A 24052-nucleotide genomic window follows, 5' to 3' on the forward strand; every position below is an offset into this window, starting at 1 on the left:
CGCGAGCGATCCTGGTCGGCGAGCAGAATCGGATGCCCCTCCCGGTCGACCCGCGCGGGGAAGCGCGCCACTAGGAACTCCATGAGGGCCGCGAGCCCGTGCACCTCGGGCTCGCGGGGCACGAGCTCGGCGAGCACGCGGGCGAGCCGCAGCGCCTCGCGGGCGAGGTCGGCGCGCATCCACTCCGGGCCGGAGGCGGCCGCGTAGCCCTCGTTGAAGATCAGGTAGAGCACCGACAGCACCGCCGAGAGCCGCGCCGGGTACTCGTCGCGGGGCGGCACCTCGAACGGCACCGCCGCGGCGGCGAGTGTCTTCTTGGCGCGAACGATGCGCTGCTGCACCGTCGCGACCGGCACGAGGAAGGCGCGCGCGATCTCGTCGGTCGTGAGGCCGCCCACCGTGCGCAGGGTGAGGGCGACGGATGCCTCGCGCGACAGCACCGGGTGACACGCGATGAACACCAGACGCAGCACGTCGTCGTCGATGGCGTCGGGGTCCCAGGGGGTGCCGCTCGAGGCATCCGTCTCGTCGATCTCGCGCTCGCGGGCGAGCTGCGCATATTTCTCATCGCGCGCGGCGTCGCGGCGCCAGCCGTCGATCGCGCGCCGCTTGCCCACCGCGACGAGCCAGGCGCCCGGGTTGGACGGCACTCCGTGCACCGGCCACCCGGCGAGAGCCTCCGCGAGCGCCTCTTGCGCGAGGTCTTCGGCGAGCGCGAAGTCGCGCGTGTAGCGCGTCAGCGTCGCGACGATCCGCGCGGACTCGATGCGCCAGACGGCGGCGACGGCGCGGCGGGCGGATGCCTGGTCTGTTGACATCGGGCGAGGGTTTCGATGCGGCCGCAGAGCGGCCTACTCAACCGTCGGGGGCTGCGTGGGTTCGCGGTAGCCGTGCTCGATCCACTCCTGCTCCTTCTTCACCCATTCGTTGTCGGGCGGGAAGTCCTCCGGACCCTGGATGCGGCGGATCTCGAGCTTGTTGCCCGCGGTCAGCGGGGCGCGCTTCGCCCACTCCGCGGCCTCCTCGATGGTCGGCACGTCGAGGATCCAGAAGCCGTTGAACAGCTCCTTCGTCTCGCCGTAGGGGCCGTCCGTGACGACCGGCGGCGTCTGATCGAAGTCGACGACGAGCCCCGGCTCGAACGACAGACCCTCGCCGCCGACCAGGACGCCGGCCTTCAGCATCGACTCGTTGTACTTCCCCATCGCTTCGAGCACCTCGGCGAAGTCGATGTGCTCGAATGCCGCCCTCGCCTCGTCGGTGCCGCGCATGATCAGAATGAACTTGGGCACTTCGCTCAGCCCTCCGCGTTGGCGAGCTGGCGGCGCAGGAGTTCCTTGCGCCACTCGATCTCGCGCTGGATCCAGGGGTTGTCGCTCGGGAACTCGTCGATCGAGGGCACGCGGCGGATCTCGGTCTTGACCCCCGGCCCGGCGGGCACCTTGAGCGCCCACTCGATCGCCGCCTCTTTCGTCGGGACGTCGATCTGCCAGTAGCCGTTGAACAGCTCCTTCGTCTCGCCGTAGGGGCCGTCGGTGACGACCGGGGGCGTCGTCGAATAGTCGACGACAGCACCGAGCTGCGCATCCGCGAGGCCTTCCGCGCTGACGAGAACCCCCGCGTTGAACAGCTCCTCATTGAAGCGGCCCATCGTCTCGATCATCTTCTCGAAGTCCAGGCCGGCGTCTGCCATGGCCTGCTGCGCGGCCGCCTCGTCGACGGTCCGCATGATCAGCATGTACGTGCTCATCGGTGAGCCTTCCTTGTGTGCGAGTCGCTCTTGCCACGACCCTGTCACCGATGCGTCGAACGGGAAAGGCGCAGATCGACAACGCGCCGGAAAAACGTGCGGATCAGTTCGTGAGCGACGGGGTGCCGAGCACGATCGCGAGCTCGAGCCGCTCCGCGTCCTCGCTTCCGGGCTCTGCGGAGTAGACCATGATGCGCAGGTCGTCGCCCGCCACGATGAAGGTGTCGCAGTCGAGTCCGATGCGGCCGACCGACGGGTGGTCGAAGTACTTGTGGCGCGAGCGATCCTCGTGCGCCCGCAGCTCGGCCGAGTCCCACAGCGTCGCGAACAGCACGCTCTGACGGCGCAGCTCGGCGACCAGCCGATGGACGCGCGGGTCGTCGGGGTACTTCGCGGCGGTGAGCCGCAGGTCGGAGACGATGCCCTCGCGCTGCTCGGCGAGCTGCTCGGGAGTGTGCACGGCAGCGGGCCCCGGCCCGACCACGTTGCGCCAGACGCCGTTGCGCTCGATGCCGTGCCAGGCGCTCGCGCCCGTCAGTGCCTCGTAGCCCGCGTTGGCCACGATCAGATTCCACATCGCGTCGTAGACGACGATCGGATTCATGGTCAGCCGGTCGAGCAGGCGCTGCACGCTCGGGGGGATGCGCGACGAGACGAGGCCCGGGCCGGGAGCCACCTGCCCGCCGAGGCGGAACAGCAGCTCGCGCTCGGGGTCGCTGAGCCGCAGGGCGCGGGCGAGCGCCTCGAGCACCTGCAGGGACGGCGACGTCGCGCGCCCCTGTTCGAGCCGGGTCAGGTAGTCGACCGAGATGCCGGCGAGGCCGGCCAGCTCTTCGCGGCGCAGGCCCGCGGCGCGGCGGCGGCCGCCCTGCGGAAGACCGACGGCCTCGGGCGCGACCCGATCGCGCCACCGTCGCACGGCCTGACCGAACTCGCGATTCTCCACCGTCCCAGTGTGCGCCGCTCCGGCATCCGTTGCATGGCCCTGCCGTTCCTACGAAAGAGGGACGACTGTTTGAGAGCGGATGCCTCGGGCGAGTCTGGTTCGCATGACAACGACACTCATCACCGGGGCCAACAAGGGCCTCGGCAAGGAAACCGCCCGGCAGCTCGTCGCGCTCGGGCACACCGTCTATGTGGGCTCGCGCGACGAGGGCCGCGGCCGCGCCGCCGCCGAGGAGCTCGGGGCGCGCTTCGTGCAGCTCGACGTGACCGACGACGCCTCGGTCGCCGCTGCACTCGGGCAGATCGAGGCGGACGGCGGCCTCGACGTGCTCGTCAACAACGCCGGCATCGCGTCGTACGAGTTCGGCGAAGACGGCGTCGCCGAGAAGACCGACGGGCCGAGCGCCCTCGCGGTGTTCGACACGAACGTCGTCGGGATCATCCGGGTCACCCAGGCCGCGCTGCCGCTGCTGCGCCGGTCGGCGAACCCGGTCGTGGTGAACGTGGGCAGCGCGCTCGGCTCGTTCTGGGCCGTGCACGAGGACTCGCGCCCGGCGTCGCACTTCCCCACGCTCGTCTACGGGCCGAGCAAGGCGGCGGTCTCGATGCTGACCGTGCAGTACGCGAAGGCCGTGCCCGAGGTGAAGTTCAACGCGATCGAGCCGGGTGTCACCGCGACCGAGCTCGGCGGCGGCGAGCCGGGGGTCCACCCCGGGCGCCCGGCGTCCGAGAGCGCGAAGATCGTCGTGAAGCTCGCGACGATCGGCGCCGACGGCCCGACGGGAACCTTCCAGGAGGACGACGGCGAGCTCGGCTGGTAACGGGGCGCCCCGCTCCGGCACGTCCCCTTCGTACGACTTGCATGAGGGAACAGATTCTGCGCCGCGCTGACCCTGTTCCCTCATGCAAGTGAAACGAGAGGGACGCCGCAGCTCGCGCGCACCGCGAACAGCCGACACAACGAAAGAAGCCGCCCGCGGGCGGCTTCTTTCATTCCCACTCGATGGTCCCCGGCGGCTTCGACGTCACGTCGAGCACCACGCGGTTGACCTCGGGCACCTCGTTGGTGATGCGGTTCGAGATACGGGCCAGCACCTCGTAGGGCACGCGGGTCCAGTCGGCGGTCATGGCGTCCTCGGAAGAGACCGGGCGCAGCACGATGGGGTGGCCGTAGGTGCGGCCGTCGCCCTGCACGCCCACGGAGCGCACGTCGGCGAGCAGCACGACCGGGCACTGCCAGATCGCCTCGTCGAGGCCCGCCGCGGTGAGCTCGGAGCGCGCGATCGCGTCGGCCTCGCGCAGGATCTCGAGGCGTTCGCGGGTCACCTCGCCGATGATGCGGATGCCGAGACCCGGGCCGGGGAACGGCTGGCGCGAGACGATCGCCTCGGGAATCCCCAGCTCGCGCCCGACCGCGCGCACCTCGTCCTTGAACAGCGTGCGCAGCGGCTCGACGAGCTCGAAGTCGAGGTCCTCGGGAAGCCCGCCCACGTTGTGGTGGCTCTTGATGTTCGCGGTTCCGGTGCCCCCGCCCGACTCGACGACGTCGGGGTAGAGCGTGCCCTGCACGAGGAACTTCACCGGCTCTCCGCCGGAGGCCTCGGCCTCGGCGACCAGCTCGCGCTGCACCTTCTCGAACGCGCGGATGAACTCGCGGCCGATGATCTTGCGCTTCTGCTCGGGGTCGGTGACGCCCTCGAGGTGGCCGAGGAACGTGTCGGCCGCGTCGACCGTGATGAGGCGCACACCGGTCGAGGCGACGTAGTCCTTCTCGACCTGCTCGCGCTCGCCCTTGCGCAGCAGGCCGTGGTCGACGAACACCGCGGTCAGCTGGTCGCCGACGGCCCTGTGCACGATGGCGGTCGAGACGGCGGAATCCACGCCGCCCGACAGCGCCGAGATCACGCGCGCGTTCCCGACCTGCTCGCGGATGCGCGCGACCTGCGTCTCGATGACGTTCTCGCTGTTCCAGTCGGCGGGGATGCCGGCGGCACGGTGCAGGAAGTTCTCGAGCACGCTCTGGCCGTACTGCGAATGCTTCACCTCGGGGTGCCACTGCACGCCGTAGAACTTCCTCTCGTCGCTCGCGAACGCGGCGACGGGGGTCGACAGGGTCGAGGCGAGCACCTCGAAGCCTTCGGGGGCGCGAGAGACGGAGTCGCCGTGCGACATCCACGCGATCTGCTCGGTCGGCTGGCCGTCGAGCAGCGTGCTCTGAGGCGCCGACACCGAGACATCCGTCGCCCCGTATTCGCGGCGCCCGGTCTGCGCGACCTCGCCGCCGAGCGCCTGCGCCATGACCTGGAAGCCGTAGCAGATGCCGAGCGTCGGGATGCCGAGGTCGAACACGCGGGAGTCGAACGCGGGCGCGCCGTCTTCGTAGACCGACGACGGGCCGCCCGAGAGGATGATGCCTGCCGGGTTCTTCGCCGCCACCTCTGCCGCGGTGATCGTGTGCGGCACGATCTCGGAGTAGACGGATGCCTCGCGCACCCGCCGCGCGATCAGCTGCGCGTACTGCGCGCCGAAGTCGACGACGAGAACCGGGCGCTCCTCCAGCTGCGACGTTTCGGTGCTCTCTTGCGTGCTAATCCTGTCCTCCTGCGGTGACGGGGGCGGGCGCCGGTGCGTGCTCGGCGAGGTAGGTGCGGACCTGCTTGGTGATCAGGCCTTCGACGATGAAGGACATGAACGGGATGACGCCGCCGAGCGCGATCTGCACGAACTTCGTGAAGGGCATGCGCATCAGGCTCCACAGGCGGAAGTCGGCGAACAGGTAGAGCACGTAGAGCCAGCCGTGGGCGATCAGCACTGCGATGGAGAGGTTGACGCCCTGCTGGTACGGATCGGTCGCCGCATTGACGAGCGGGAACGAGATGATCGGCTCGCCGGGCTGGAAGGCGTAGACCCAGTGCCCGAAGCCGTACTTGATGACCATCTCGGCGCACAGCAGCAGCAGCATGACACCCGTGATCCAGGCGGTCACCTGATAGAGGCGCAGGGCCGCGGGCACCTTCGGCAGGTCAGCGGGGCGCGGCCGGGCGCCCTTGACGCTGCGCAGCTGCTCCCACAGGCGGGCGAGATACGTCCCGTCTTCGGTGGACGGGGCACTGGCCTGCGGCATGTTCCTAGTCTACTTTCTGCCGTGCTGTGGGTTGATCGGATGCCTCGTCGGAGCCCTCGCGGAGAGCGAGCTGGTCCTCGACCTCGCGCTCCCAGGCATCCTTCGCCAGGCGGTACCAGAGGTACACGGCGAAGCCTGCGAAGACGGCCCACTCGGCGGCGTAGAAGGCGTTGAGCCAGTCGATCGACTTCTGCTGGATGGGCGGCGGCGCGTAGATCGGCACGAGGCCGTCGGGAACGTGGTCGCTCGCGACGAGGTAGGCCTCGAAGAACTTCGGGCTGTCACCGAGGCCCGACCAGTGGTTGATCAGGATGGCGACGGCCATGTCCTTCATCATCGGCGGGTCGCCGTCGAGGCTGTCCTCGGGCTGCTGAGGGGGGTCCGTCGGCTGGATGCGGCCGGCGATCTCGAGCTGCTCGGGGGACGCCGCGGCGAGCCGCTGCTGAACGGCGAGCGCGACCGCGCGGCTGGCGGTGAAGCCCCGCGCGACGGCGAGATGGGCGCCGGCATCGGGCCCGTCGGCGACGACCGCGTGCCCGACGACCCACCACCCTCTGCGCCCGCTGTTGTTGTCGCGATCCTGGATGAGCGTGTAGTCGGCGGGCACCGTGGTGACGCGGACCGTCACCAGCTGCCCGACCCGGTCGTTCGCGATCGCCTTCCCGGGGTGCAGCACGTCGTGGAGCTGGTGCGTCGTCTCGGTGACCTGCGGGCCGACCTGGCGCGCCTCGACGGCGCGGGTGAGCTGCCACTTGCCGAGGTACGCGAAGGCCGCCGCGATCGCGAGCGCGACGACGAGCACGCCGATCCAGCGCGGGCGGCGCATGACCTGGAAGAGCGTCAGGTCGCCGGGATGCGGGGCGTGGTCAGAGATCTTCGGGCTGCTTTCGTGCGTCGGCCTCATGGCCGGAATCCGAGTCGGTCGCCAGCATCGCCTCGTCGACCAGCCGATCGATGGCGTGCGGCTGCTCCCTATTCGACACCGTCGGGCCATTGGCAAGCTGGGAATCACCCGCTGGCGCCGTCTCCTCGCGCGCAGCGCGCCGCGCTTCCCGCCTCTTCGCAGCGCGCTGGCGGCCGCGCTTGACCAGCGCGTTGAAGCGGTCGGAGTTCGCCGCGAGCAGCGGCCCGAGGATCGCCATGATGAGCACGTACAGGCCGGCGAAGGGGGTGAGGCGAGAGTCGAGACCCGCCCCGACCGCGAGCGTCGCGAGGATCAGCACGAACTCGCCGCGGTTCTGCAGGATGACGTAGGTGTTCACCGCGGCGGTGAAGTCCATCTTGTTCATCCAGGCGATCAGCTGGCTCGCGCCGAAGTTCAGCAGCATCGTCAGCACGACCGCGGCGATCACGACCCAGGTCACCTGCGGGAACTTGGCGATGTCGAGATCGAGCCCGAAGTTCAGGAAGAAGAAGGCCGCGAAGATGTCGCGCAGCGGAACCGTGACGCGCTCTATTCGGCCGTGGTAGCGCGTCGCGCCGAGCACGACACCGATGAGGAACGCGCCGATCGCGTCGGTGACGCCGATGAGCTCGCCGATGCCGCCGAACACGACGGCGAGGCCGAAGAAGAGCACCGTGAAGAGCTCGTCGTCCTTCGTCTGCAGCAGGCGCGAGACATATCTGCCGCCCCAGCGCGCGATCGAGAACATGACGACGATGAAGACGAAGTCGATGGCGAGCCGCAGCACGATCGGCCAGAATCCCGCGGCATGGCTGAGCGCAGCCGAGACGATGGCGAGGTAGATCGCGATGAAGATGTCCTCGATGACGGTGACGCCGAGGATCATGGGCGTCTCGTCGTTCGTCAGCCGGCGCAGCTCGATCAGCAGCTTCGTGACGATGGCGCTCGACGAGGTCGCCGTCATGCCGGCGATGATCAGCGCCTCGCGCGTGCCCCAGCCGACCCAGAAGCCGAACGCGATGCCCGCGCCGAGGTTGATCGCGACGTAGGAGCCGCCGGAGATCAGGAGCCGGTTCAGGTTGCCGAAGAACTCGTCCTGATCGAATTCCAGGCCGAGGCTGAAGAGCAGCAGCAGCAGGCCGAAGACGGCGATCAGCTGGACATCCGCAGCTTCGAAATCGAGCGGGAAGACGTGCGTGTGCGGGCTCGCGAGCAGTCCGACGACCATGTACACGGGGATCGCGGGCAGCCCGATGCGACGCGCCAGGCGCCCCAGCACGTACGCGATGAGGAACAGGATGCCGAGGGTGATCAGGTTCTCGGCGAGATCACCGTGACCGCCCGATGCGGCAGCAAGCAGGGCCGCGGCGTCCACGGTCAGGTCCCGGGCGGGGCGTCGGAGAGCGCCTGGCGCGCGGCCACGGTGCCCGTGCGGAAGAACTCGAAGGCCTTCGCGACCTTCTCGGGGCTGCCCGCGACGACGAGGGTGTCGCCCGGGAAGACCTTGAAGTCGGGGCCCGGCCCCGGGTTGGCGGCCTCGCCGCGCACGACCGCGACGACGGTCAGGCCGATGAGGCCGTGGTCGGCGGGCGCGCCGAGCGGCTGGCCCGCGATGTGGTCGTCGTAGTCGACGGTGAACCAGTCGATCGACAGCCCCGGGATCTGGTCGAGCGCCGCGAGGCTCTCGGTGATCTGCGTGCCGCCGAGCAGCTCGGCGAGCGTGTGCGCCTCGTCTTCGTTGAGGCGGATGCTGATCTTGGTGACCTCGTCAGGGTTCTCTGCGTCGCTGAAGGTGATGAGGTCGTTGGCGCCGCTGCGGTGCGCGATCACCCCGATCTTCCCGCCGTCTTCGGCGACGAAGCTGTGCAGCACCCCCACCCCGGGCAGCTTCACTCGTCGGACGTCGACCATGTCGTGCACTCCTCATGCGTTTGGCGGTCCGACCAGTCTAGGCAAGGGCTGTGCGGTGATGATGTGAGCTCCCACAGCGCCAGTTGCGCCCGCCCCGCCCTGACGCGGCTCGCCCCCACCCAAAGGTGGGGTGGTCCTGCCCGAGACGATCGGGCCGACCGCGACACTATTCGGGTATGAGCGATTCACAGGGGGGCGGAAGCCCGGCGGCGGCGCTGCTGGCCGAGCCCGGCACCGACATCGGGTTGCTCCGCCGTCTCGTCGCCAAGGACAGCGACGCCTTCGACCTGCTCTACGAGCGCCACGTTCGCACCGTCTACCGGGCAGCGCTGGCGCGGGTCAGGTCGACCCCCGACGCGGAGGAGATCACGCAGGAGGTCTTCGTGACGCTGTGGCGGCGCGCGGCATCCATCGAGCTGGTCGAATCCCTGCTGCCGTGGCTGCTTGCGACGGCGCGCTACGTCGCCCTGAACCGGCTGCGATCGGATGCCGCACGCCAGGCGCATCTGGCGGAGGCCGAGCTCGAGGCCCGGCCCGATGCCGGCCCCACCGCCGAGGAGCGCTTCGAGCAGTCTCGGCTCGCCGACGCGATCGCGGCCGCCGTCGCGGGCCTGTCCGAGTCCGATCAGGCGATCTACCGGCTGTGCATCGAGGACGGAGTGGGCTACGCCGACGCCGCCGCCCGCTTGGGCCTCACCCACGGGGCGGTCCGGAACCGCCTGAGCCGCGTGCGCAAGGCGCTGCGCGGCGATCTCAAGGACTACCAGAACGGAGGCCGGGCATGAACGAGAACCAGACCCCGCTCGGGCCGACCGACGCGCAGATCTCTCGCATGAAGGCGAACATCCACCAGGCGATCGCCGCGGACCAGGCCGCAGTGAGGCGCCGCCGCGGGTGGACCATCGGGGGCACGCTCGGCCTGCTCGTCGTGCTGGCGGGCGGCACGTCGGTCGCCATGGCCGCCGGCGTACTGAAAGCGCCCCAGTGGCTCGCCGCCGCCCCGGCGCCGGCGCCGACCGCCACCCACGAACAGGAAAGCGCCACAGCGCCGACGCCTTCGCCGACGCTGACGCTGACGCCGACAACCACGCCCGCCCCGGCGGCGTTCGACCTGCCGTGCAGTGAGCAGTTCGATCCGACGGTCCTTGCGTCGTTCGCGCCCGGCCTGACTCTTCAACCGCTCGCGCCGCTGTCATACGGCGTCAATCCGCCCACGGGATCCTCCGTGACCGCCGCCAGCGTTGCGCCCGGGGAGAACGTTGCTCCTCCGGCGCTGATCTCCAACATCGCCGCCGCTGAATCGGGCTACTACTCCTGCCGCTGGCATGGCGAAGCGACTCAGTCGATATGGGGAATCCAGCTCGCCGTGCTGCCGGACGCAGCCAGCGCGTTCCAGGAGGCGAAAGCACAGTCGGTGAGTAGCGCCGACTACACCCACCTCGCCTCCACTTCCATTGGAGACGACAGCTTTACCCGGTGCGCGCACACCGATGCCCTTTCCGGATGCGAACTCGACGTTCTGAGCGACGGAATATGGTTCACGGTGCGAGCGTCGTCCACGGCTGGGCACGAGCCCGAACCGGCGGCCTACGCCGACGGCCTCGCCGCACTCGCTCGCTCGGTCATTGCCAGGGTCACCGCGCAAGGGACTCCTCCCCAGGCCGTGTCGACTCCCGCGTCGAGGTGGACCGGCATGACCGACTGCGCCGCGTTCACCAGGGCACTCTCTGCGCGCATCGCAAACCCCGCCTACACCTTCGATGCCGGCACGGATGGCACGGACGCGTATCTGCCCGGCTTCGGGTATGCGACGAAGCAAAGCGGAGCCTTCTCCTGCTACTCGGGTAACGCCGATGCTCCGACTGTGGTGGTGGTTCCGGGCGCAGGCTCCTGGGCGTGGGACGTCCCCCTCGCGTCCGAAGACGCCGTATCCGCCCCGGTCACGATCACGCAGCTCTCCACCGCAGGCGTCCCCGGTCTCGATGCCGCACGCTACGCATGCATGGGCAACGTGGGATGCTGGGCGGACGCGGTCATCGACGGGGCGATGGTTACCGTCATCCAGCCGATGGGGAACAGCTCGGTCGGCGCGACCACTGCGCTCGCGGAGCTCGAGGCGATCGCCGAATCGACTCGGCGATGACGCCCGAGCTCGGGTTCAGCCCCCGAGGTACGGCGCGACGACGACCTCGACGCGCTGGAACTCCTTGAGGTCGGAGTAGCCGGTGGTCGCCATCGAGCGCCGCAGCGCGCCGATCAGGTTCGCGGTGCCGTCGGCGACCGCCGCCGGGCCGTAGAGAACCTCTTCGAGCGAGCCGACCGTTCCGACCTGCACGCGGTGGCCGCGCGGCAGCTCGGGGTGGTGCGCCTCGGCGCCCCAGTGCCAGCCGCCGCCGGGCGCCTCAGAGGCGCGCGCGAGCGTCGAGCCGAGCATGACGGCATCCGCCCCGCAGGCGATGGCCTTCACGACGTCGCCCGAGCTGCCGAGCCCGCCGTCGGCGATGACGTGCACGTAGCGGCCGCCCGACTCGTCGAGGTAATCGCGGCGTGCGCCCGCCACGTCGGCGACCGCGGTCGCCATGGGGGCGTGGATGCCGGTGACGAGGCGCGTCGTCGAGGCCGCTCCCCCGCCGAAGCCGACGAGCACACCGGCCGCGCCCGTGCGCATGAGGTGCAGGGCCGCGGTGTAGGTCGCGGCTCCGCCCACGATGACCGGCACGTCGAGCTCGTAGATGAACTTCTTGAGATTGAGGGGCTCGCGCTGCTTGGCGACATGCTCGGCGCTCACCGTCGTGCCGCGGATCACGAACAGGTCGACGCCGGCGGCGAGCACCGTCTCATAGAACTGCTGGGTGCGCTGCGGGCTGAGCGCGCCGGCGACGGTGACCCCCGCCGCGCGGATCTCGGCCAGCCGGTCACGGATCAGCTCGGCCTTCACCGGCTCCGAGTAGATCTGCTGCATGCGCTGCGTCGCGCTCTCGACCGGCAGCGAGCGGATCTCGGCGAGCAGGGGCTCCGGGTCCTCGTAGCGGGTCCACAGGCCCTCGAGGTCGAGCACGCCGAGGCCGCCCAGCTCACCGATCTTGATCGCGGTGGCCGGTGAGACGACCGAGTCCATGGGCGCCGCGATGATCGGCGTCTCGAAGGTGAACGCGTCGATCTGCCAGGTGACGCTGACGTTCTCGGGGTCGCGGGTGCGTCGACTCGGCACCACGGCCACATCGTCGAACGCGTACACCCGACGGCCGCGCTTGCTGACGCCGATCTCGATCTCTGTCACCTTGACAGCCTAGCGACCGCCCCGAAATAGGCTGGCCCCATGGAGCCCACTCGCGCGGAACCTCTCGATCGTCTTCGGCAGCGCACGAGCTCGAAGTGGCGGGCGTTCGGCGACGACATGCTGCCGATGTTCGTCGCCGAGATGGACTACCCGCTCGCCCCCGTCATCAAGGTCGCCCTGCACGAGGCGGTCGAACTGGGCGACACGGGCTACGTCGACCCGCGCTCCGGCGGCCGGGCGGCGGCGCGGGCGCTGGCCGACTTCGCCGCGGACCGCTGGGACTGGCATCCGTCACCCGAATACATGCAGACCACGACCGACGTGAGCGTCGTGGTCGTCGAGTCGCTGCGCCGTCTCATCGAGCCCGGCGACGGCGTCATCATCACCTCACCGGTCTATCCGCCGTTCTTCCAGTTCGTGCCGGAGGCGGGCGGCACGGTCGTCGAGGTTCCGCTCGTCGACGACGGCGAGAGTTGGGCGCTCGATCTCGAGGGCATCGACGCCGCGCTCGCGGCCGGTGCCCGCGGCATCCTGCTCTGCAACCCGCACAACCCGCTCGGCCTCGTGCACTCGCGCGAGCGGCTCGAGCAGCTGTCGGCGATCGTCGAGAGGCACGGCGCGTTCGTCGTGAGCGACGAGATCCACGGGCCGCTGACGCATACGGATGCCGCCTTCACGCCCTATCTGGACGTGTCGGATGCCGCGCGCGAGCACGGCATCGCCGCGCACTCCGCGAGCAAGGCGTTCAATCTGGCGGGGCTCAAGTGCGCGCTGTTCGTGGCCGCGGGCGATCGGATGCGTGCGCTGATCCGCTCCCTGCCGGAAGAGGTCGTCTACCGCACCGGTCTTTTCGGGGCCATCGCGACGCGCGTCGGCCTGAGCGAAGGGCGCGACTGGCTCGACGGCACGATCGCCGCCATCGAGGCTAACCGCCGGCTGCTGACGCAGCAGCTCGCCGAGAAGCTGCCGCTCGCGCGCTACCGCGAGCCGCACGCGAGCTACCTCGCCTGGATCGACCTGAACGAGTACGGCTGGGGCGAGGATCCCGCGCGCGTGCTGCGCCGCAAGGCCGGCGTCGCCCTCTCGAACGGCCCGCACTTCGGCCGGCAGGGCCAGGGGTTCGCGCGCATGAACATCGCGTGCGCCCCCGAGCTTCTGGTCGAGGCGGTCGACCGCCTCGCGGCCGCGGCTGCGGCTGCCGCGTAGGCATCCGCCCGATCTCTCCCCTCACGCGGTTGCGCTGCTCGAATCCGCTCGACGCTGCTCGGATCCGAGCGGCGCGGAGAGGATCCGAGCAGCGCAACGGGCGGTCCTTGGGTCGGCGCTACGAAAGCTGCGGCAGGACTTCCTTCTCGAACAGCTCGATCGCGTCGGTCGAGTACGCGGCGTTCGGGAAGTAGAAGATCGCGTAGCCGAGGCCCGCCTCCGCCTGCTTCTGCAGTCGCTCGACGATCTGCGAGGGCGTCCCGACCGCCAGCGCGTTCTCGCTGCGGTACTCGCCGATGAACCCGTCGGTCGCGTCGCCGAGGTAGGGGCGCACGCGCGCCTCGAGCTCGTCGAGCTGGCGGTCGATGTCGGCCTGCGACTCGCCGACCATGACGTTGTAGTTGGCCGAGCGCACGATCGCGTCGAAGTCGGTGCCGAGCTTCTCGCAGTGGTCCTTGAGAATCGCGCTCTTGCGCGCGAAGCCCTCGGGGTCGCCCGCGAAGTTCGTGTACTGCGCGTACTGCGCGGCGATCTTGAGCGTGACCTTCTCGCCACCCCCCGAGATCCAGAACGGGATGCCGGGCTTCTGCAGGGGCTGCGGGTGGAACAGGGCGCCGTCGACCTGGTAGTACTTCCCGTCGAGCGTCGCCGTGCCCGTCGTCCAGGCCTGCTTCATGATCTCGACGCCCTCGCGCAGCCGCCCGAGGCGCTCGCCGATCTCGGGGAATCCGTAGCCGTACGCGCGCCACTCGTGCTCGTACCAGCCGCCGCCGATGCCCATCTCGACGCGGCCGCCCGAGATGATGTCGGCGGTCGTCGCGACCTTCGCGAGGTAGCCGGGGTTGCGGTAGCCCATGCAGGTGCACATCTGGCCGAGGCGCACCCGCTTGGTCGCCGCGGCGAAGCCCGAGATCAGCGACCAGGCCTCGTGCACGGCCTCGTCGGTCGGCACGGGCACCGGGTGGAAGTGGTCGTAGACCCAGATCGACTCCCACTGCTCGTTCGCATCCGCGTGCTGAGCGAGGCCGTTCATCACCGCCCAGTGCTCTGCGGGGTCGATGCCGACCAGGTCGTGACGCCAGCCTTGGGGAACGAAGAGTCCGAATCGCATGTCGCGATCGTATCGATTCGATTCAGGCGTGTGAACTATCTCGCGCGGAACGGAAACGTTTCCATCTCACGCGGGTTTGCACGGTGCCGTGCGGATGCCCCACGAACAAGTTCCCGTTCCGGACAGCCGCGCCCGCGGCAGCGGGCGGATACGTCCGGAACGGGAACTAGTTGCAGCGGGACGAAGGCTACTTCCGGTAGTTCGGCGCCTCGACGACCATCTGGATGTCGTGCGGGTGGCTCTCCTTGAGGCCGGCCGGCGTGATGCGCACGAACTTGCCCTTGGCCTTGAGCTCGGGAATCGTGCGCGCGCCGACGTAGAACATCGTCTGACGCAGGCCGCCGAGCAGCTGGTAGACCACCGAGTTGACGGCTCCGCGGTAGGGCACCTTGCCCTCGATGCCCTCGGCGATCAGCGCGTCGTCGCTCGGCACATCGGCCTGGAAGTAGCGGTCGCGCGAGTACGAGGTCTTCTTGCCGCGGGTCTGCAGGGCGCCGAGCGACCCCATGCCGCGGTACGTCTTGAACTGCTTGCCGTTGACGAAGATCATGTCGCCGGGCGCCTCGTCGGTGCCGGCGAGCAGCGACCCGATCATGACGGTGTCGGCACCGGCGACGAGCGCCTTGCCGATGTCGCCGGAGTACTGCAGCCCGCCGTCGGCGATGAGCGGCACGCCGGCCGCGCGCGCCGCGAGGGATGCCTCGTAGACGGCCGTCACCTGGGGAACGCCCACACCCGCGACGACGCGGGTGGTGCAGATCGACCCCGGCCCGACGCCGACCTTCACGGCATCCGCCCCGGCCTCGATGAGCGCCTGCGCGCCCGAGCGGGTCGCGACGTTGCCGCCGATCACGTCGACGTTCGCGAACGCGGGGTCGCTCTTGATGCGCGCGATGATCTCGAGCTCGCCGCGGCTCTCGCCGTTGGCGGTGTCGACGACGATCACGTCGACACCGGCCTCCATCAGGGTGGTCGCGCGGTCCCACGCGTCGCCGAAGAAGCCGATGGCGGCGCCGACGCGCAGGCGGCCGGCCTCGTCCTTCGTGGCGAGCGGGTACTTCTCGGACTTGTCGAAGTCCTTGACGGTGATGAGGCCCTTGAGCTTGCCGCCCTCGTCGACGAGGGGCAGCTTCTCGATCTTGTGCTGCGCGAGCAGCGCGAGCGCGTGGTCGGGGTCGATGCCGACGGGGGCGGTGACGAGCGGCATCCGCGTCATGACGTCGGCGACCCGGGTCGTCTCGGCCTCGAACGGCGAGACGAAGCGCATGTCGCGGTTGGTGATGATGCCGACCAGAGTGCCCTCGGCGTCGACGACGGGAAGGCCCGAGACGCGGAAGTCGCGGCAGAGGCGGTCGACTTCGGCGACCGTGGCGTCGGGGGTGGTCGTCACGGGGTTGGTGATCATGCCCGACTCGGAGCGCTTCACCTTGTCGACGAACTCGGCCTGGTCCTGGATGGACATGTTGCGGTGGATGATGCCGATGCCGCCGGCGCGCGCCATGGCGATGGCCATGCGCCCCTCGGTGACGGTGTCCATCGCGGCGGACAGGAGCGGCGCATTGACCGTGATCCGCTTGGTGAGCCGCGAGGCGGTCTCCGCCTCGGACGGGATGACGTCGGTGGCCCCGGGCAGGAGCATGACGTCGTCGTAAGTCAATCCGACGAAACCGAACGGATCTGCCTGGTCCATGACACCCCTAAGTGATCGCGCGCCAACCGAAAAATCCCCGTGCACAACACGCCGTCGGGGATTCATTGAATGGTAACGGATGCCCCTGCGAGTTGATTCCCGCGGGCGCGACGCGCGTGACGCGGGCGCGGGCGCGCGTGACGCGCCCGCACGCGCACGAGCCGACGCGATGGGCTGCGATGGGCCCGCGGATGCCTTCAACGTGCACATGCCGGAAACACGGCTGATACATCCGAGCCATAGCTTCTCGGTACGCATTCACGCCCATCGCACCCAGGAGGTCGAGTGCCCACGACCCGACGGCGCCTCGCCCGCGCTGCGACCATGATCGCGGCAGCGGTCGGCGTCGCCCTCACGCTCGGCCTCACGGCGAGCCCGGCGGCGGCAGCCAGCACCCCCATCGACCCGGCGACGGCGAAGGAGTCGATCCTCGTCGTCGCCCGCGACAACAGCACACCGCCGGCGAAGCCGCTGCCCGGCATCCCCGTCCAGGTCAGCGGCAACGGCTTCGATGTGACGGTCTCGACCGGCGCCGACGGGCGCGTCGAGGTCGGCCTGCCCGGCCCCGGCACCTTCGACGTCAAGCTCGACGTCAGCAAGGTCCCCTCGGGCCTCGCCCTGCCGAGCGCGCTCAAGCCCGAGCGGAGCGTCGAGGTCGACACGGGCAACAAGCAGGTGCTCGCGAACTACATCTTCATCTCGGCCACCCAGCAGCAACAGCAGCAGGCGACGTCGACGCCGAGCCCAGGGGCGACGGCAGACCACGAGAAGGCCTCCGACGAGAAGCAGAGCGGTGACTTCGGCCGCCGCATCTGGCCCGCGCTCGCGACGGGCCTGATCTTCGGCCTGCTGCTGGCCCTCGCCTCGATCGGCGTCTCGCTCATCTACGGCACGACGGGGCTGAACAACTTCGCACACGGCGAGCTCGTGACTTTCGGCGGCCTGATGGCCTACACCTTCACGAGCATCGTGCCGCTGCCCGGCTGGCTCGCCATCATCGTGGCGACCGTGCTGGGCGGCGCGTTCGGCTTCGTGCAGGATCTCGGCCTGTGGCGGCCGCTGCGCCGCATGCGCGTCGCCCTGATCCCGCTCATGATCGTCTCGATCGGCCTTTCGCTGGCCGTGCGCTACCTCTTCCAGATCCTCTATGGGCCCGGAACGCTGCTGCTCCCGCAGGACAGCTCGGCGGCGATCAACATCGGCCCGGTCCATCTGACCAGTGCGGATGTCTCGGCCGCGATCATTGCGATCGTGGTGCTGCTGGGCGTCGCCTGGCTGCTCGGCAACACCCGCATCGGGAAAGCGACCCGCGCCGTCGCCGACAACCGCTCGCTCGCCGCGGCGTCCGGAATCGACGTCGAATCCGTGATCCGCATCGTGTGGACGGCGGGCGGTGCGCTCGCCGGCCTCGCCGGCGCCCTGCTCGCCTACTACCAGACGATCCAGTGGGACTCGGGCGCGCAGATCCTGCTCGCCATCTTCGCCGCCGTCACCCTCGGCGGCCTCGGAACGGCCTACGGCGCCCTGGTCGGCTCGCTCGTGATCGGCCTCTTCATCAATGTCTCGGCGATCTGGCTGCCGGCGAACCTGAAGTTCGTCGCAGCGCTGATCGCCATGATCGTCATCCTGCTGGTGAGGCCCCAGGGCATCCTCGGCAAGAAGGACCGGATCGGGTAAGGACGACGCAATGCTGGACTGGACCTTCCTCCCCCTCACGCTGAACCAGATCATCTCGCCGCAGACGATCGCGTTCGCCCTCGCCGCCCTCGGCCTGTCGGTGCACTTCGGCTTCACCGGCCTGCTCAACTTCGGCCAGGCGGGCTTCATGTCGGTCGGCGCGTACTTCTTCGCGATCACGGCGACCCGCTTTGGCTTCCCACTGTGGGCGTCGATCCTCGCGGCGCTGATCGGCGCGACGGCGTTCGCGTTCCTGCTCGGCATCCCGACGCTGCGGCTGCGCGCCGACTACCTGTCGATCGTCACGATCGCCGCGGCCGAGATCATCAGATACACGGTGCAGACGCCCGACCTCACCGCGTTCACCGGCGGCTCCGACGGCATCAACGGCGCCGAGGCGGGCTTCGAGAAGCTCAACCCGTTCCCCGACCGCGTCTACAAGATCGGCGTCGTGCCCTACACCAACGACGACATCTGGGTCATCGTGGTCGGCTGGGTGCTCGTCGCGCTGGCCGCACTGTTCGTCTGGCAGCTGATGCGCAGCCCGTGGGGCCGCATCGTCAAGGGCATCCGCGAAGACGAGGACGCCGTGCGCTCGCTCGGGAAGAACGTCTACGCGTTCAAGCTGCAAGCGCTCATCATCGGCGGCATCCTCGGCACGCTCGGCGCGATCATCAACATCATCCCGACATCGCTGCAGCCCAACAACTACGGCACCCAGACGACCTTCTTCCTGTGGACGATCATGCTGCTCGGCGGCGCGACGACTGTGCTGGGGCCGATCATCGGCTCGATCATCTTCTGGGTCGTGCTCAACCTGTCCGACGGCTTCATCGGCATCCTCGCGGCGACCCACGTGCTGCCGCTCTCGCAGGTGCAGCAGGGCCCGGTGCGTTTCATCATCGTCGGCATCGCGCTGATGCTGCTCGTGATCTTCAGACCACAGGGCATCTTCGGCAAGAAGAAGGAGGCGCATTTCAGTGTCTGACGAGACCGCGTTCGCTCAGGCGCCGGCAGCGGATGCCGCGCCCATCGTCACCGAGCCGATCCGGCCCGGCGTTCCCAAGGTCGACCCGATCCTCATCGCCGACGGAGTCACGCGCCAGTTCGGCGGCAACACCGCTGTCGATGTCGAGCACGTCGAGATCCCCCGCGGGAAGATCACGGCGCTGATCGGCCCCAACGGCGCCGGCAAGACGACGTTCTTCAACCTGCTCACGGGCTTCGACCGCCCCAACGCCGGAACCTGGACGTTCGACGGCAGCGATCTCGCGGGGGTTCCGGCCTACAAGGTGGCGCGCCGCGGCATGGTGCGCACCTTCCAGCTCACGAAGTCGCTCGGCCTGCTCTCGGTGCTCGAGAACATGCGCCTCGGTGCGACGGGCCAGCTCGGCGAGCGCTTCCTGCCGTCGCTGATGCCGTTCCTGTGGAGCCGGCGCGAGTCCGAGATCACCGACAAGGCGATGGAGCTGCTCGCCCGCTTCAAGCTCGACACGAAGGCATCCGACTACGCGGCCTCGCTCTCCGGCGGGCAGCGCAAGCTGCTCGAGATGGCCCGGGCGCTCATGAGCGACCCGACGCTGGTGATGCTCGACGAGCCTATGGCCGGCGTGAACCCCGCGCTCACGCAGTCGCTGCTCGGCCACATCCTCGGGCTGAAGGACAGCGGCATGACCGTGCTGTTCGTCGAGCACGACATGCACATGGTGCAGACCATCGCCGACTGGGTGATCGTCATGGCCGAGGGGAAGGTCGTCGCAGAGGGCTACCCTCGCGAGGTGATGGCCGACCAGGCCGTCATCGACGCGTACCTCGGCGCGCACCACGACACCGACCTCGGCACGCTCACGGGCCAGCTGGCCATCGCCGAAGAGGTCGGCATCTCCGACGAGCTGATCGAGCAGATCGAAGAGGAGCTCGAGGAAGAAGCCGAGGAAGAGACCGAGGACGCCACCGAGGGAGGCTCGAAGTGAGCGAAGAGATCGCGCTGCAGACGACCGACCTGGTCGCCGGCTACCTGCCCGGGGTCAACATCCTGAACGGCTGCTCGGTGACGGTGAAGAAGGGCGAGATGGTCGGCATCATCGGCCCGAACGGCGCCGGCAAGTCGACCCTGCTCAAGGCCGTGTTCGGCCAGGTCTCCATCCGCAGCGGCTCGGTCGTGCTCGGCGGGCAGGACATCACGGGGCTCAAGGCCGAGAAGCTCGTCTCGCGGGGCGTCGGCTTCGTGCCGCAGAACGCGAACGTCTTCCCGTCGCTCACCATTCAGGAGAACCTCGAGATGGGGTCGTACCAGCGGCCCAAGGCCTACCGCGAGCGCATCGACTTCGTGACGGCGCTGTTCCCCGAGCTCGGCAAGCGCCTCGGCCAGCGGGCCGGGTCCCTCTCGGGCGGCGAGCGGCAGATGGTCGCGATGAGCCGTGCGCTCATGATGGACCCGCAGGTGCTGCTGCTCGACGAGCCGTCCGCCGGCCTGTCGCCCGTGCGCCAGGACGAGACGTTCATCAACGTGGCCCAGATCAACCGCGCCGGCGTCTCGGTGCTGCTCGTCGAGCAGAACGCCCGGCGCGCCCTGCAGATCTGCCACCGCGGCTACGTGCTCGACCAGGGCAAGGACGCGTACTCCGGCCCCGGCCGCGAGCTGCTGAACGACCCCAAGGTGATCGAGCTCTACCTCGGCACCCTCGCGACCGACCACACGGCCACGCACAGCGCGCCGGTCGTGGGCGGCTGAGCGCCGAGCGATTCGATTCGATGCGACGAAGAGCGGATGCCGGAAGGCATCCGCTCTTCGCATGTGCGCGCCGCGCGCGAACCCGCCCGCCGCAGAGAACGAGCGCACAGGAAAGGGCCCCGGCCGAAGCCGGGGCCCTTCTCGAGCGGCCTTACTTGGTCAGGTCGCCGAACTGCGAGTCCTCGAACGAGTTCGAGTTGTCAGCGTTGTACTTGTAGATCGAGATGTACGCCTGGCCCGGGTCACCGTTCTTCTGGAACGAGATCGGCCCCGACAGGCCCTGGTAGTGGATCGACTTGCCGTCCTTGAGAGCGTCCGCGCAGTCGGCGAACGTCTTGCAGTCGGTCTTGCCGGTGGTCACGGCGCGCAGGTTGTTCTTGAGCGTCGTGCCGTCGGTCGCGCCGCCCTTGAGCGCGGCGAGGGCGAGCACCACGACACCGTCGTACGACTCGGGGGCGTAGGACCAGGCCTGCAGCTCCTTGGCGCCGTCCTTCTTGGCCTGCGCCTGCAGGCGGCTCTTCAGGTCGTCTGAGGTCTGCACGCCCGGGTTCGTGAACTGAGCGCCCTCGATGCTCGGAACGTCCTTCGTGGTCGGGTCGATCACGCCGAAGTTGCCGTCGGTGCCGTAGAGGTTGTGGAAGTCGAAGCCGGCCGTCTTGAGCTGCGGCACGATCTTCTTGATCTGGTCGAAGCTGATCAGCACGAGCGCGTCGGGCTTGGGCGCGAGGACCTTGTTGACCTCGGCCGAGAAGTCGGTCGCGTTCGGGTCGAAGGCGACGTCGGCCGCGATGCTCGCGCCCTGACCCTCGAGCGCCTTCTCGACGTTGTCGTGCAGGCCCTTACCGTAGGAGTCGTTCTGGTAGAGGATGCTCACGTTCGTGTGCCCGTCCTTCGCGACCTTCTCGCCGAGCACCTTGCCCTGCAGCACGTCGGAGGGGGCGTCACGCCAGAAGTAGCCGTTGTCGAGGCTCTCGTCGGACAGGTCGGGCGACGTGTTCGCCGGCGAGAACTCGAGCACCTTCGCGCCGGTCACCTGCTTGATCACCGTCAGGGTGACCGACGACGACTCGGCGCCGATGATCGCGTCGACGTTCTGCGCGAGCAGGGCCGTGACGGAGTTCGTCGCGATGTTCGTCGAGGTGTCGCCGGAGTCCTTCTGCGTGATGTCGAGCTTGATGCCCTTGTCGGCCTTGTTGATGTCGGCGACCGCGAGGTTGGTGGCCTCGATCGCGGGCGGCCCCAGGGTGGCCAGCGTGCCGGTCTGCGGCAGGATGGTTCCGATCTTGAGCGTCAGGTCCTTCGAGCCGGACGTCGACGACGGGCTGGACGAGCAACCGCTCAGGACGAGGGCGACAGCCCCGGCCGTGGCGATGGCTCCGACGGCGAGACGCCGGGAATGCGAGCTGCTCATGCTGCTCCTTACGAGGAATGTGTGCGTGACTCACGGGGCAAGGTGAAGCCCCGTTGCCTCGTCACGCTATGCGCCGAAAAGAGCGGGGATGGTTCCGGGGCGTTACGGTCGTGTAAAGGCGCGCCGCGACCCGCGCGACGCCCGCAGCAGGTCGATCGTGAGCAGGACGAGGGCGCCCCAGATCACGATGAAGCCGACCCAGCGCGCCGGCTCCATCTGCTCGTGCTCGACCGCGACGCCGATGATGAACTGGATGATCGGCGTCAGGTACTGCAGCAGGCCCATGTAGACGAGCGGCAGACGACGTGCCGCCGAGGCGAACAGCAGCAACGGCACCGCGGTGATCACACCGGCGAGCACGAGCAGCACCGTGTTGCCCGCGCCCGCGGTGCCGAAGACCACGCCGCCGCCCGTCGTGCCGACGACGATCAGCTCGACGACGGCGACCGGCACGAGCCACGCCGACTCGATGGTGAGGCCCGAGAGGGCATCCACCTCGCCGCCCACCTGCTTCTTGACGAAGCCGTAGAGCCCGAATGAGAACGCCAGCGTCAGCGCGATCCATGGGAACGCGCCATAGGCGATCGTGAGCACGACGACCGCCACGATGCTGATGCCGACGGCCGCCCACTGCAGCGGGCGCAGCCGCTCGCGCAGCACGATCACGCCGAGGAAGACGAGCACGATGGGGTTGATGAAGTAGCCGAGCGCGGCCTCGACGACCTGGCCGGAGGACGTGGCGTACACGTACGTCTGCCAGTTGATGAAGATCAGGATGCCGGCGCCGGCCAGCGTGAAGAGGATGCGGCGCCTGCGCACGAGCGCCCACAGCCGCGCCCAGCCGCGCGTGGCGGTCAGCGCGATCGCGCAGAAGCCGAGCGACCAGATGATGCGCCAGGCGACGATCTCGAACGGGCCGGCCGGGGCGAGCAGAAGGAAGTAGAGGGGCAGCATGCCCCAGATGAGGTAGGCACCGAAGCCGAACAGCAGGCCGCTTCTGGTCGTGTCGTGCTCGCGGGGCGCCATCCTCCAAAACTACGGGCGGAACGGGGCCTGCCACGCCGCGGCGGCCGGTCCACCTGCAAAAAAGTGGAGCCCAGGCCATAGCCCGGGCTCCACCGACGTGGTGCGACTCAGCGCACGAACGTTGTCGCTGACGCGGTCAGCGGACCACCACCGCGAGCACGTCGCGGGCCGACAGCACGAGGTACTCCTCGTTGTTGTACTTGACCTCGGTGCCGCCGTAGCGCGAGTAGATCACGCGGTCGCCGACGGCGACGTCGAGCGGAACGCGGTTGCCGTTGTCGTCGATGCGGCCGGGGCCCACGGCCAGGACCTCGCCCTCCTGCGGCTTCTCCTTCGCGGAGTCGGGGATCACGAGACCCGACGCAGTGGTCGTCTCTGCCTCGACCTGCTTGATCACGATGCGATCCTCGAGCGGCTTGATGGAGACCGACACGGTAGACCTCTTTCTTGTACGGTGTACTTCAAGACATGGGTTAGCACTCTCATACCGAGTGTGCTAAGCCGAGTCTAGGACCCCCTCTGGCACTCCTGCAAGGCGAGTGCCAAATGTGACGCACGCAGGACGAGGTGAGCGGATGCTTCGCGACGAACTCGTCGAACTCCTCAGCCCCGAGGGGCTGACGCTCCTCGACTCGCTGCCGCCCTACGAGTCGCAGCGCGACGTGGTGAAGCTCGTGGCCGCCCTGCGCGCCGAGGGGCATTCCCCCGCCCTCGTCGCCGCGGTGCTGACGCAGGCGAAGCTGCGCGCGAAGGCCGGCGGGCCGCACGGCAAGTTCGCCGAGTTCGCCGGGCGCATGCTGTTCACCGAAGCGGGTCTCGAGCAGGCCACCCGGCTCGCGGTCGCGGCGCGGCACGCGGCGAGGTACCGCGCAGCGGGCATCCGCCGGGTCGCCGATCTGGGCTGCGGAATCGGGGGCGACGCAATGGCCCTCGCCGCCCTCGGACTCGAGGTGACCGCGCTCGATCGCGACGAGGTGACGGCCGCGATCGCGTCGTACAACCTCGCTCCCTTCCCCGACGCCGCCGTCGAGCAAGGCGACGCCGAGTCCTTCGACATCGCACGGGCCGACGGGCTCTGGCTCGACCCCGCCCGCCGCACGGCGGGCCACAGCGACACCCGCCGCCTCACCGATTCCGATGACTGGTCGCCGTCGCTCGACTGGGTGTTCAATGCCGCGAGCCGGATGCCCGTGGGCGTCAAGCTCGGCCCCGGGTTCGACCGCGAGCTCATCCCGGGCTCGGCCGAGGCGCAGTGGGTGTCGTTCGGCGGCCAGGTCGTCGAG

General features: G+C 69.2%; 24 protein-coding genes. 9 read left to right on the forward strand and 15 right to left on the reverse strand.

What is annotated here, in order from left to right; translation table 11 throughout:
* The 4 genes from ACM2XV_RS02920 to ACM2XV_RS02935 all read right to left on the reverse strand — a co-directional run.
* Positions 1–818 (reverse strand): RNA polymerase sigma factor (locus ACM2XV_RS02920; RefSeq protein WP_487025901.1); only part of this gene is annotated, 818 nt, incomplete at its 3' end.
* A 33-nt stretch (positions 819–851) separates the two neighbouring features.
* Positions 852–1292, reverse strand: a complete 441-nt coding sequence (locus tag ACM2XV_RS02925; protein ID WP_487025902.1) for a YciI family protein — start codon at positions 1290–1292, stop codon at positions 852–854.
* Between the two features lie 5 nt (positions 1293–1297).
* Entirely contained in the window at positions 1298–1750 is a 453-nt protein-coding gene (locus ACM2XV_RS02930) for a YciI family protein (RefSeq protein WP_487025903.1), read from the reverse strand.
* Positions 1751–1853: 103 nt separating this feature from the next.
* Positions 1854–2696 (reverse strand): helix-turn-helix transcriptional regulator, encoded by an 843-nt coding sequence (locus tag ACM2XV_RS02935; RefSeq protein ID WP_487025904.1) that lies wholly within the window; start codon positions 2694–2696, stop codon positions 1854–1856.
* Positions 2697–2799: 103 nt separating this feature from the next.
* On the opposite strand from ACM2XV_RS02935, the gene ACM2XV_RS02940 reads away from it, so the two are divergent.
* Positions 2800–3516: an SDR family NAD(P)-dependent oxidoreductase gene (locus ACM2XV_RS02940; protein ID WP_344776315.1), complete on the forward strand. Its 717-nt coding sequence runs from the start codon at positions 2800–2802 to the stop codon at positions 3514–3516.
* Positions 3517–3685: 169 nt separating this feature from the next.
* Here the strand turns inward: ACM2XV_RS02940 and guaA are convergent, their stop codons facing one another.
* From guaA to ACM2XV_RS02965, 5 genes are read right to left on the reverse strand one after another with little or no spacing between them, the layout of a single operon-like run.
* Positions 3686–5287, reverse strand: coding sequence for a glutamine-hydrolyzing GMP synthase (guaA, locus tag ACM2XV_RS02945; RefSeq protein WP_487025911.1), 1602 nt, complete (start codon positions 5285–5287; stop codon positions 3686–3688).
* Positions 5283–5819, reverse strand: a complete 537-nt coding sequence (locus ACM2XV_RS02950) for a DUF3817 domain-containing protein (protein ID WP_344776317.1) — start codon at positions 5817–5819, stop codon at positions 5283–5285. The genes guaA and ACM2XV_RS02950 overlap by 5 nt, the downstream gene beginning before the upstream one ends.
* A 4-nt stretch (positions 5820–5823) precedes the next feature.
* Positions 5824–6723, reverse strand: a complete 900-nt coding sequence (locus tag ACM2XV_RS02955; RefSeq protein WP_487025905.1) for an SURF1 family cytochrome oxidase biogenesis protein — start codon at positions 6721–6723, stop codon at positions 5824–5826.
* A complete protein-coding gene (locus ACM2XV_RS02960) occupies positions 6686–8098 on the reverse strand; it encodes a cation:proton antiporter (protein WP_487025906.1) in 1413 nt (470 codons plus the stop codon). The genes ACM2XV_RS02955 and ACM2XV_RS02960 overlap by 38 nt, the downstream gene beginning before the upstream one ends.
* A 2-nt stretch (positions 8099–8100) precedes the next feature.
* Positions 8101–8634: a cation:proton antiporter regulatory subunit gene (locus tag ACM2XV_RS02965; RefSeq protein ID WP_344776321.1), complete on the reverse strand. Its 534-nt coding sequence runs from the start codon at positions 8632–8634 to the stop codon at positions 8101–8103.
* Between the two features lie 176 nt (positions 8635–8810).
* Between ACM2XV_RS02965 and ACM2XV_RS02970 the strand changes: the two genes are divergently transcribed.
* Positions 8811–9419, forward strand: a complete 609-nt coding sequence (locus ACM2XV_RS02970) for an RNA polymerase sigma factor (protein WP_344776322.1) — start codon at positions 8811–8813, stop codon at positions 9417–9419.
* Positions 9416–10777 (forward strand): hypothetical protein, encoded by a 1362-nt coding sequence (locus ACM2XV_RS02975; RefSeq protein WP_487025907.1) that lies wholly within the window; start codon positions 9416–9418, stop codon positions 10775–10777. The genes ACM2XV_RS02970 and ACM2XV_RS02975 overlap by 4 nt, the downstream gene beginning before the upstream one ends.
* 15 nt (positions 10778–10792) lie before the next feature.
* Here ACM2XV_RS02975 and ACM2XV_RS02980 read toward each other — a convergent pair whose 3' ends face one another.
* A complete protein-coding gene (locus ACM2XV_RS02980; RefSeq protein WP_487025908.1) occupies positions 10793–11914 on the reverse strand; it encodes a GuaB3 family IMP dehydrogenase-related protein in 1122 nt (373 codons plus the stop codon).
* Between the two features lie 39 nt (positions 11915–11953).
* On the opposite strand from ACM2XV_RS02980, the gene ACM2XV_RS02985 reads away from it, so the two are divergent.
* Positions 11954–13120, forward strand: coding sequence for a MalY/PatB family protein (locus ACM2XV_RS02985; protein ID WP_487025909.1), 1167 nt, complete (start codon positions 11954–11956; stop codon positions 13118–13120).
* 118 nt (positions 13121–13238) lie between these two features.
* On the opposite strand, the gene ACM2XV_RS02990 is transcribed toward ACM2XV_RS02985, so the two are convergent.
* Positions 13239–14231, reverse strand: a complete 993-nt coding sequence (locus ACM2XV_RS02990; RefSeq protein ID WP_344776330.1) for an LLM class F420-dependent oxidoreductase — start codon at positions 14229–14231, stop codon at positions 13239–13241.
* A gap of 187 nt (positions 14232–14418) precedes the next feature.
* Entirely contained in the window at positions 14419–15921 is a 1503-nt protein-coding gene (gene guaB / locus ACM2XV_RS02995; protein ID WP_344776332.1) for an IMP dehydrogenase, read from the reverse strand.
* Between the two features lie 285 nt (positions 15922–16206).
* Here guaB and ACM2XV_RS03000 point away from each other — a divergent pair, with 285 nt between their 5' ends.
* The 4 genes from ACM2XV_RS03000 to ACM2XV_RS03015 are packed head-to-tail and all read left to right on the forward strand — an operon-like array spanning position 16207 to position 20332.
* Positions 16207–17598, forward strand: a complete 1392-nt coding sequence (locus tag ACM2XV_RS03000; protein ID WP_344776334.1) for a branched-chain amino acid ABC transporter permease — start codon at positions 16207–16209, stop codon at positions 17596–17598.
* A 13-nt stretch (positions 17599–17611) separates the two neighbouring features.
* A complete protein-coding gene (locus ACM2XV_RS03005) occupies positions 17612–18586 on the forward strand; it encodes a branched-chain amino acid ABC transporter permease (protein WP_344777237.1) in 975 nt (324 codons plus the stop codon).
* 43 nt (positions 18587–18629) lie between these two features.
* On the forward strand, positions 18630–19571 hold the full coding sequence (locus tag ACM2XV_RS03010) for an ABC transporter ATP-binding protein (RefSeq protein ID WP_487025912.1): 942 nt from the start codon (positions 18630–18632) through the stop codon (positions 19569–19571).
* Positions 19568–20332: an ABC transporter ATP-binding protein gene (locus ACM2XV_RS03015; protein ID WP_344776336.1), complete on the forward strand. Its 765-nt coding sequence runs from the start codon at positions 19568–19570 to the stop codon at positions 20330–20332. Before ACM2XV_RS03010 ends, ACM2XV_RS03015 begins: the two co-directional genes overlap by 4 nt.
* Before the next feature lie 151 nt (positions 20333–20483).
* On the opposite strand, the gene ACM2XV_RS03020 is transcribed toward ACM2XV_RS03015, so the two are convergent.
* The 3 genes from ACM2XV_RS03020 to groES form a co-directional block, all read right to left on the reverse strand.
* Complete coding sequence (locus ACM2XV_RS03020; RefSeq protein WP_344776338.1) at positions 20484–21743, reverse strand: ABC transporter substrate-binding protein; 1260 nt, start codon at positions 21741–21743, stop codon at positions 20484–20486.
* Between the two features lie 102 nt (positions 21744–21845).
* The gene (rarD, locus tag ACM2XV_RS03025) at positions 21846–22769 is read right to left on the reverse strand and encodes an EamA family transporter RarD (protein WP_344776341.1); all 924 of its coding nucleotides are present in this window, start codon (positions 22767–22769) and stop codon (positions 21846–21848) included.
* A 136-nt stretch (positions 22770–22905) separates the two neighbouring features.
* Positions 22906–23202: a co-chaperone GroES gene (groES, locus tag ACM2XV_RS03030; RefSeq protein WP_120788474.1), complete on the reverse strand. Its 297-nt coding sequence runs from the start codon at positions 23200–23202 to the stop codon at positions 22906–22908.
* 142 nt (positions 23203–23344) lie between these two features.
* On the opposite strand from groES, the gene ACM2XV_RS03035 reads away from it, so the two are divergent.
* Positions 23345–24052: class I SAM-dependent methyltransferase (locus ACM2XV_RS03035; RefSeq protein WP_487025910.1), on the forward strand; the 708-nt coding region annotated here is incomplete at its 3' end.

The organism is Gryllotalpicola sp. CP2-P1 (genome assembly GCF_057512245.1).

Excerpts from the sequence above, each read along its gene's own strand:
- ACM2XV_RS02930 (WP_487025903.1), bottom strand. The coding sequence starts at position 1,750 with ATGAGCACGTACATGCTGATCATGCGGACCGTCGACGAGGCGGCCGCG.
- ACM2XV_RS02940 (WP_344776315.1), top strand. The coding sequence starts at position 2,800 with ATGACAACGACACTCATCACCGGGGCCAACAAGGGCCTCGGCAAGGAA.
- ACM2XV_RS02950 (WP_344776317.1), bottom strand. The coding sequence starts at position 5,819 with ATGCCGCAGGCCAGTGCCCCGTCCACCGAAGACGGGACGTATCTCGCC.
- ACM2XV_RS02955 (WP_487025905.1), bottom strand. The coding sequence starts at position 6,723 with ATGAGGCCGACGCACGAAAGCAGCCCGAAGATCTCTGACCACGCCCCG.
- ACM2XV_RS02965 (WP_344776321.1), bottom strand. The coding sequence starts at position 8,634 with ATGGTCGACGTCCGACGAGTGAAGCTGCCCGGGGTGGGGGTGCTGCAC.
- ACM2XV_RS02970 (WP_344776322.1), top strand. The coding sequence starts at position 8,811 with ATGAGCGATTCACAGGGGGGCGGAAGCCCGGCGGCGGCGCTGCTGGCC.
- ACM2XV_RS02975 (WP_487025907.1), top strand. The coding sequence starts at position 9,416 with ATGAACGAGAACCAGACCCCGCTCGGGCCGACCGACGCGCAGATCTCT.
- ACM2XV_RS02985 (WP_487025909.1), top strand. The coding sequence starts at position 11,954 with ATGGAGCCCACTCGCGCGGAACCTCTCGATCGTCTTCGGCAGCGCACG.
- ACM2XV_RS02990 (WP_344776330.1), bottom strand. The coding sequence starts at position 14,231 with ATGCGATTCGGACTCTTCGTTCCCCAAGGCTGGCGTCACGACCTGGTC.
- guaB (WP_344776332.1), bottom strand. The coding sequence starts at position 15,921 with ATGGACCAGGCAGATCCGTTCGGTTTCGTCGGATTGACTTACGACGAC.
- ACM2XV_RS03020 (WP_344776338.1), bottom strand. The coding sequence starts at position 21,743 with ATGAGCAGCTCGCATTCCCGGCGTCTCGCCGTCGGAGCCATCGCCACG.
- rarD (WP_344776341.1), bottom strand. The coding sequence starts at position 22,769 with ATGGCGCCCCGCGAGCACGACACGACCAGAAGCGGCCTGCTGTTCGGC.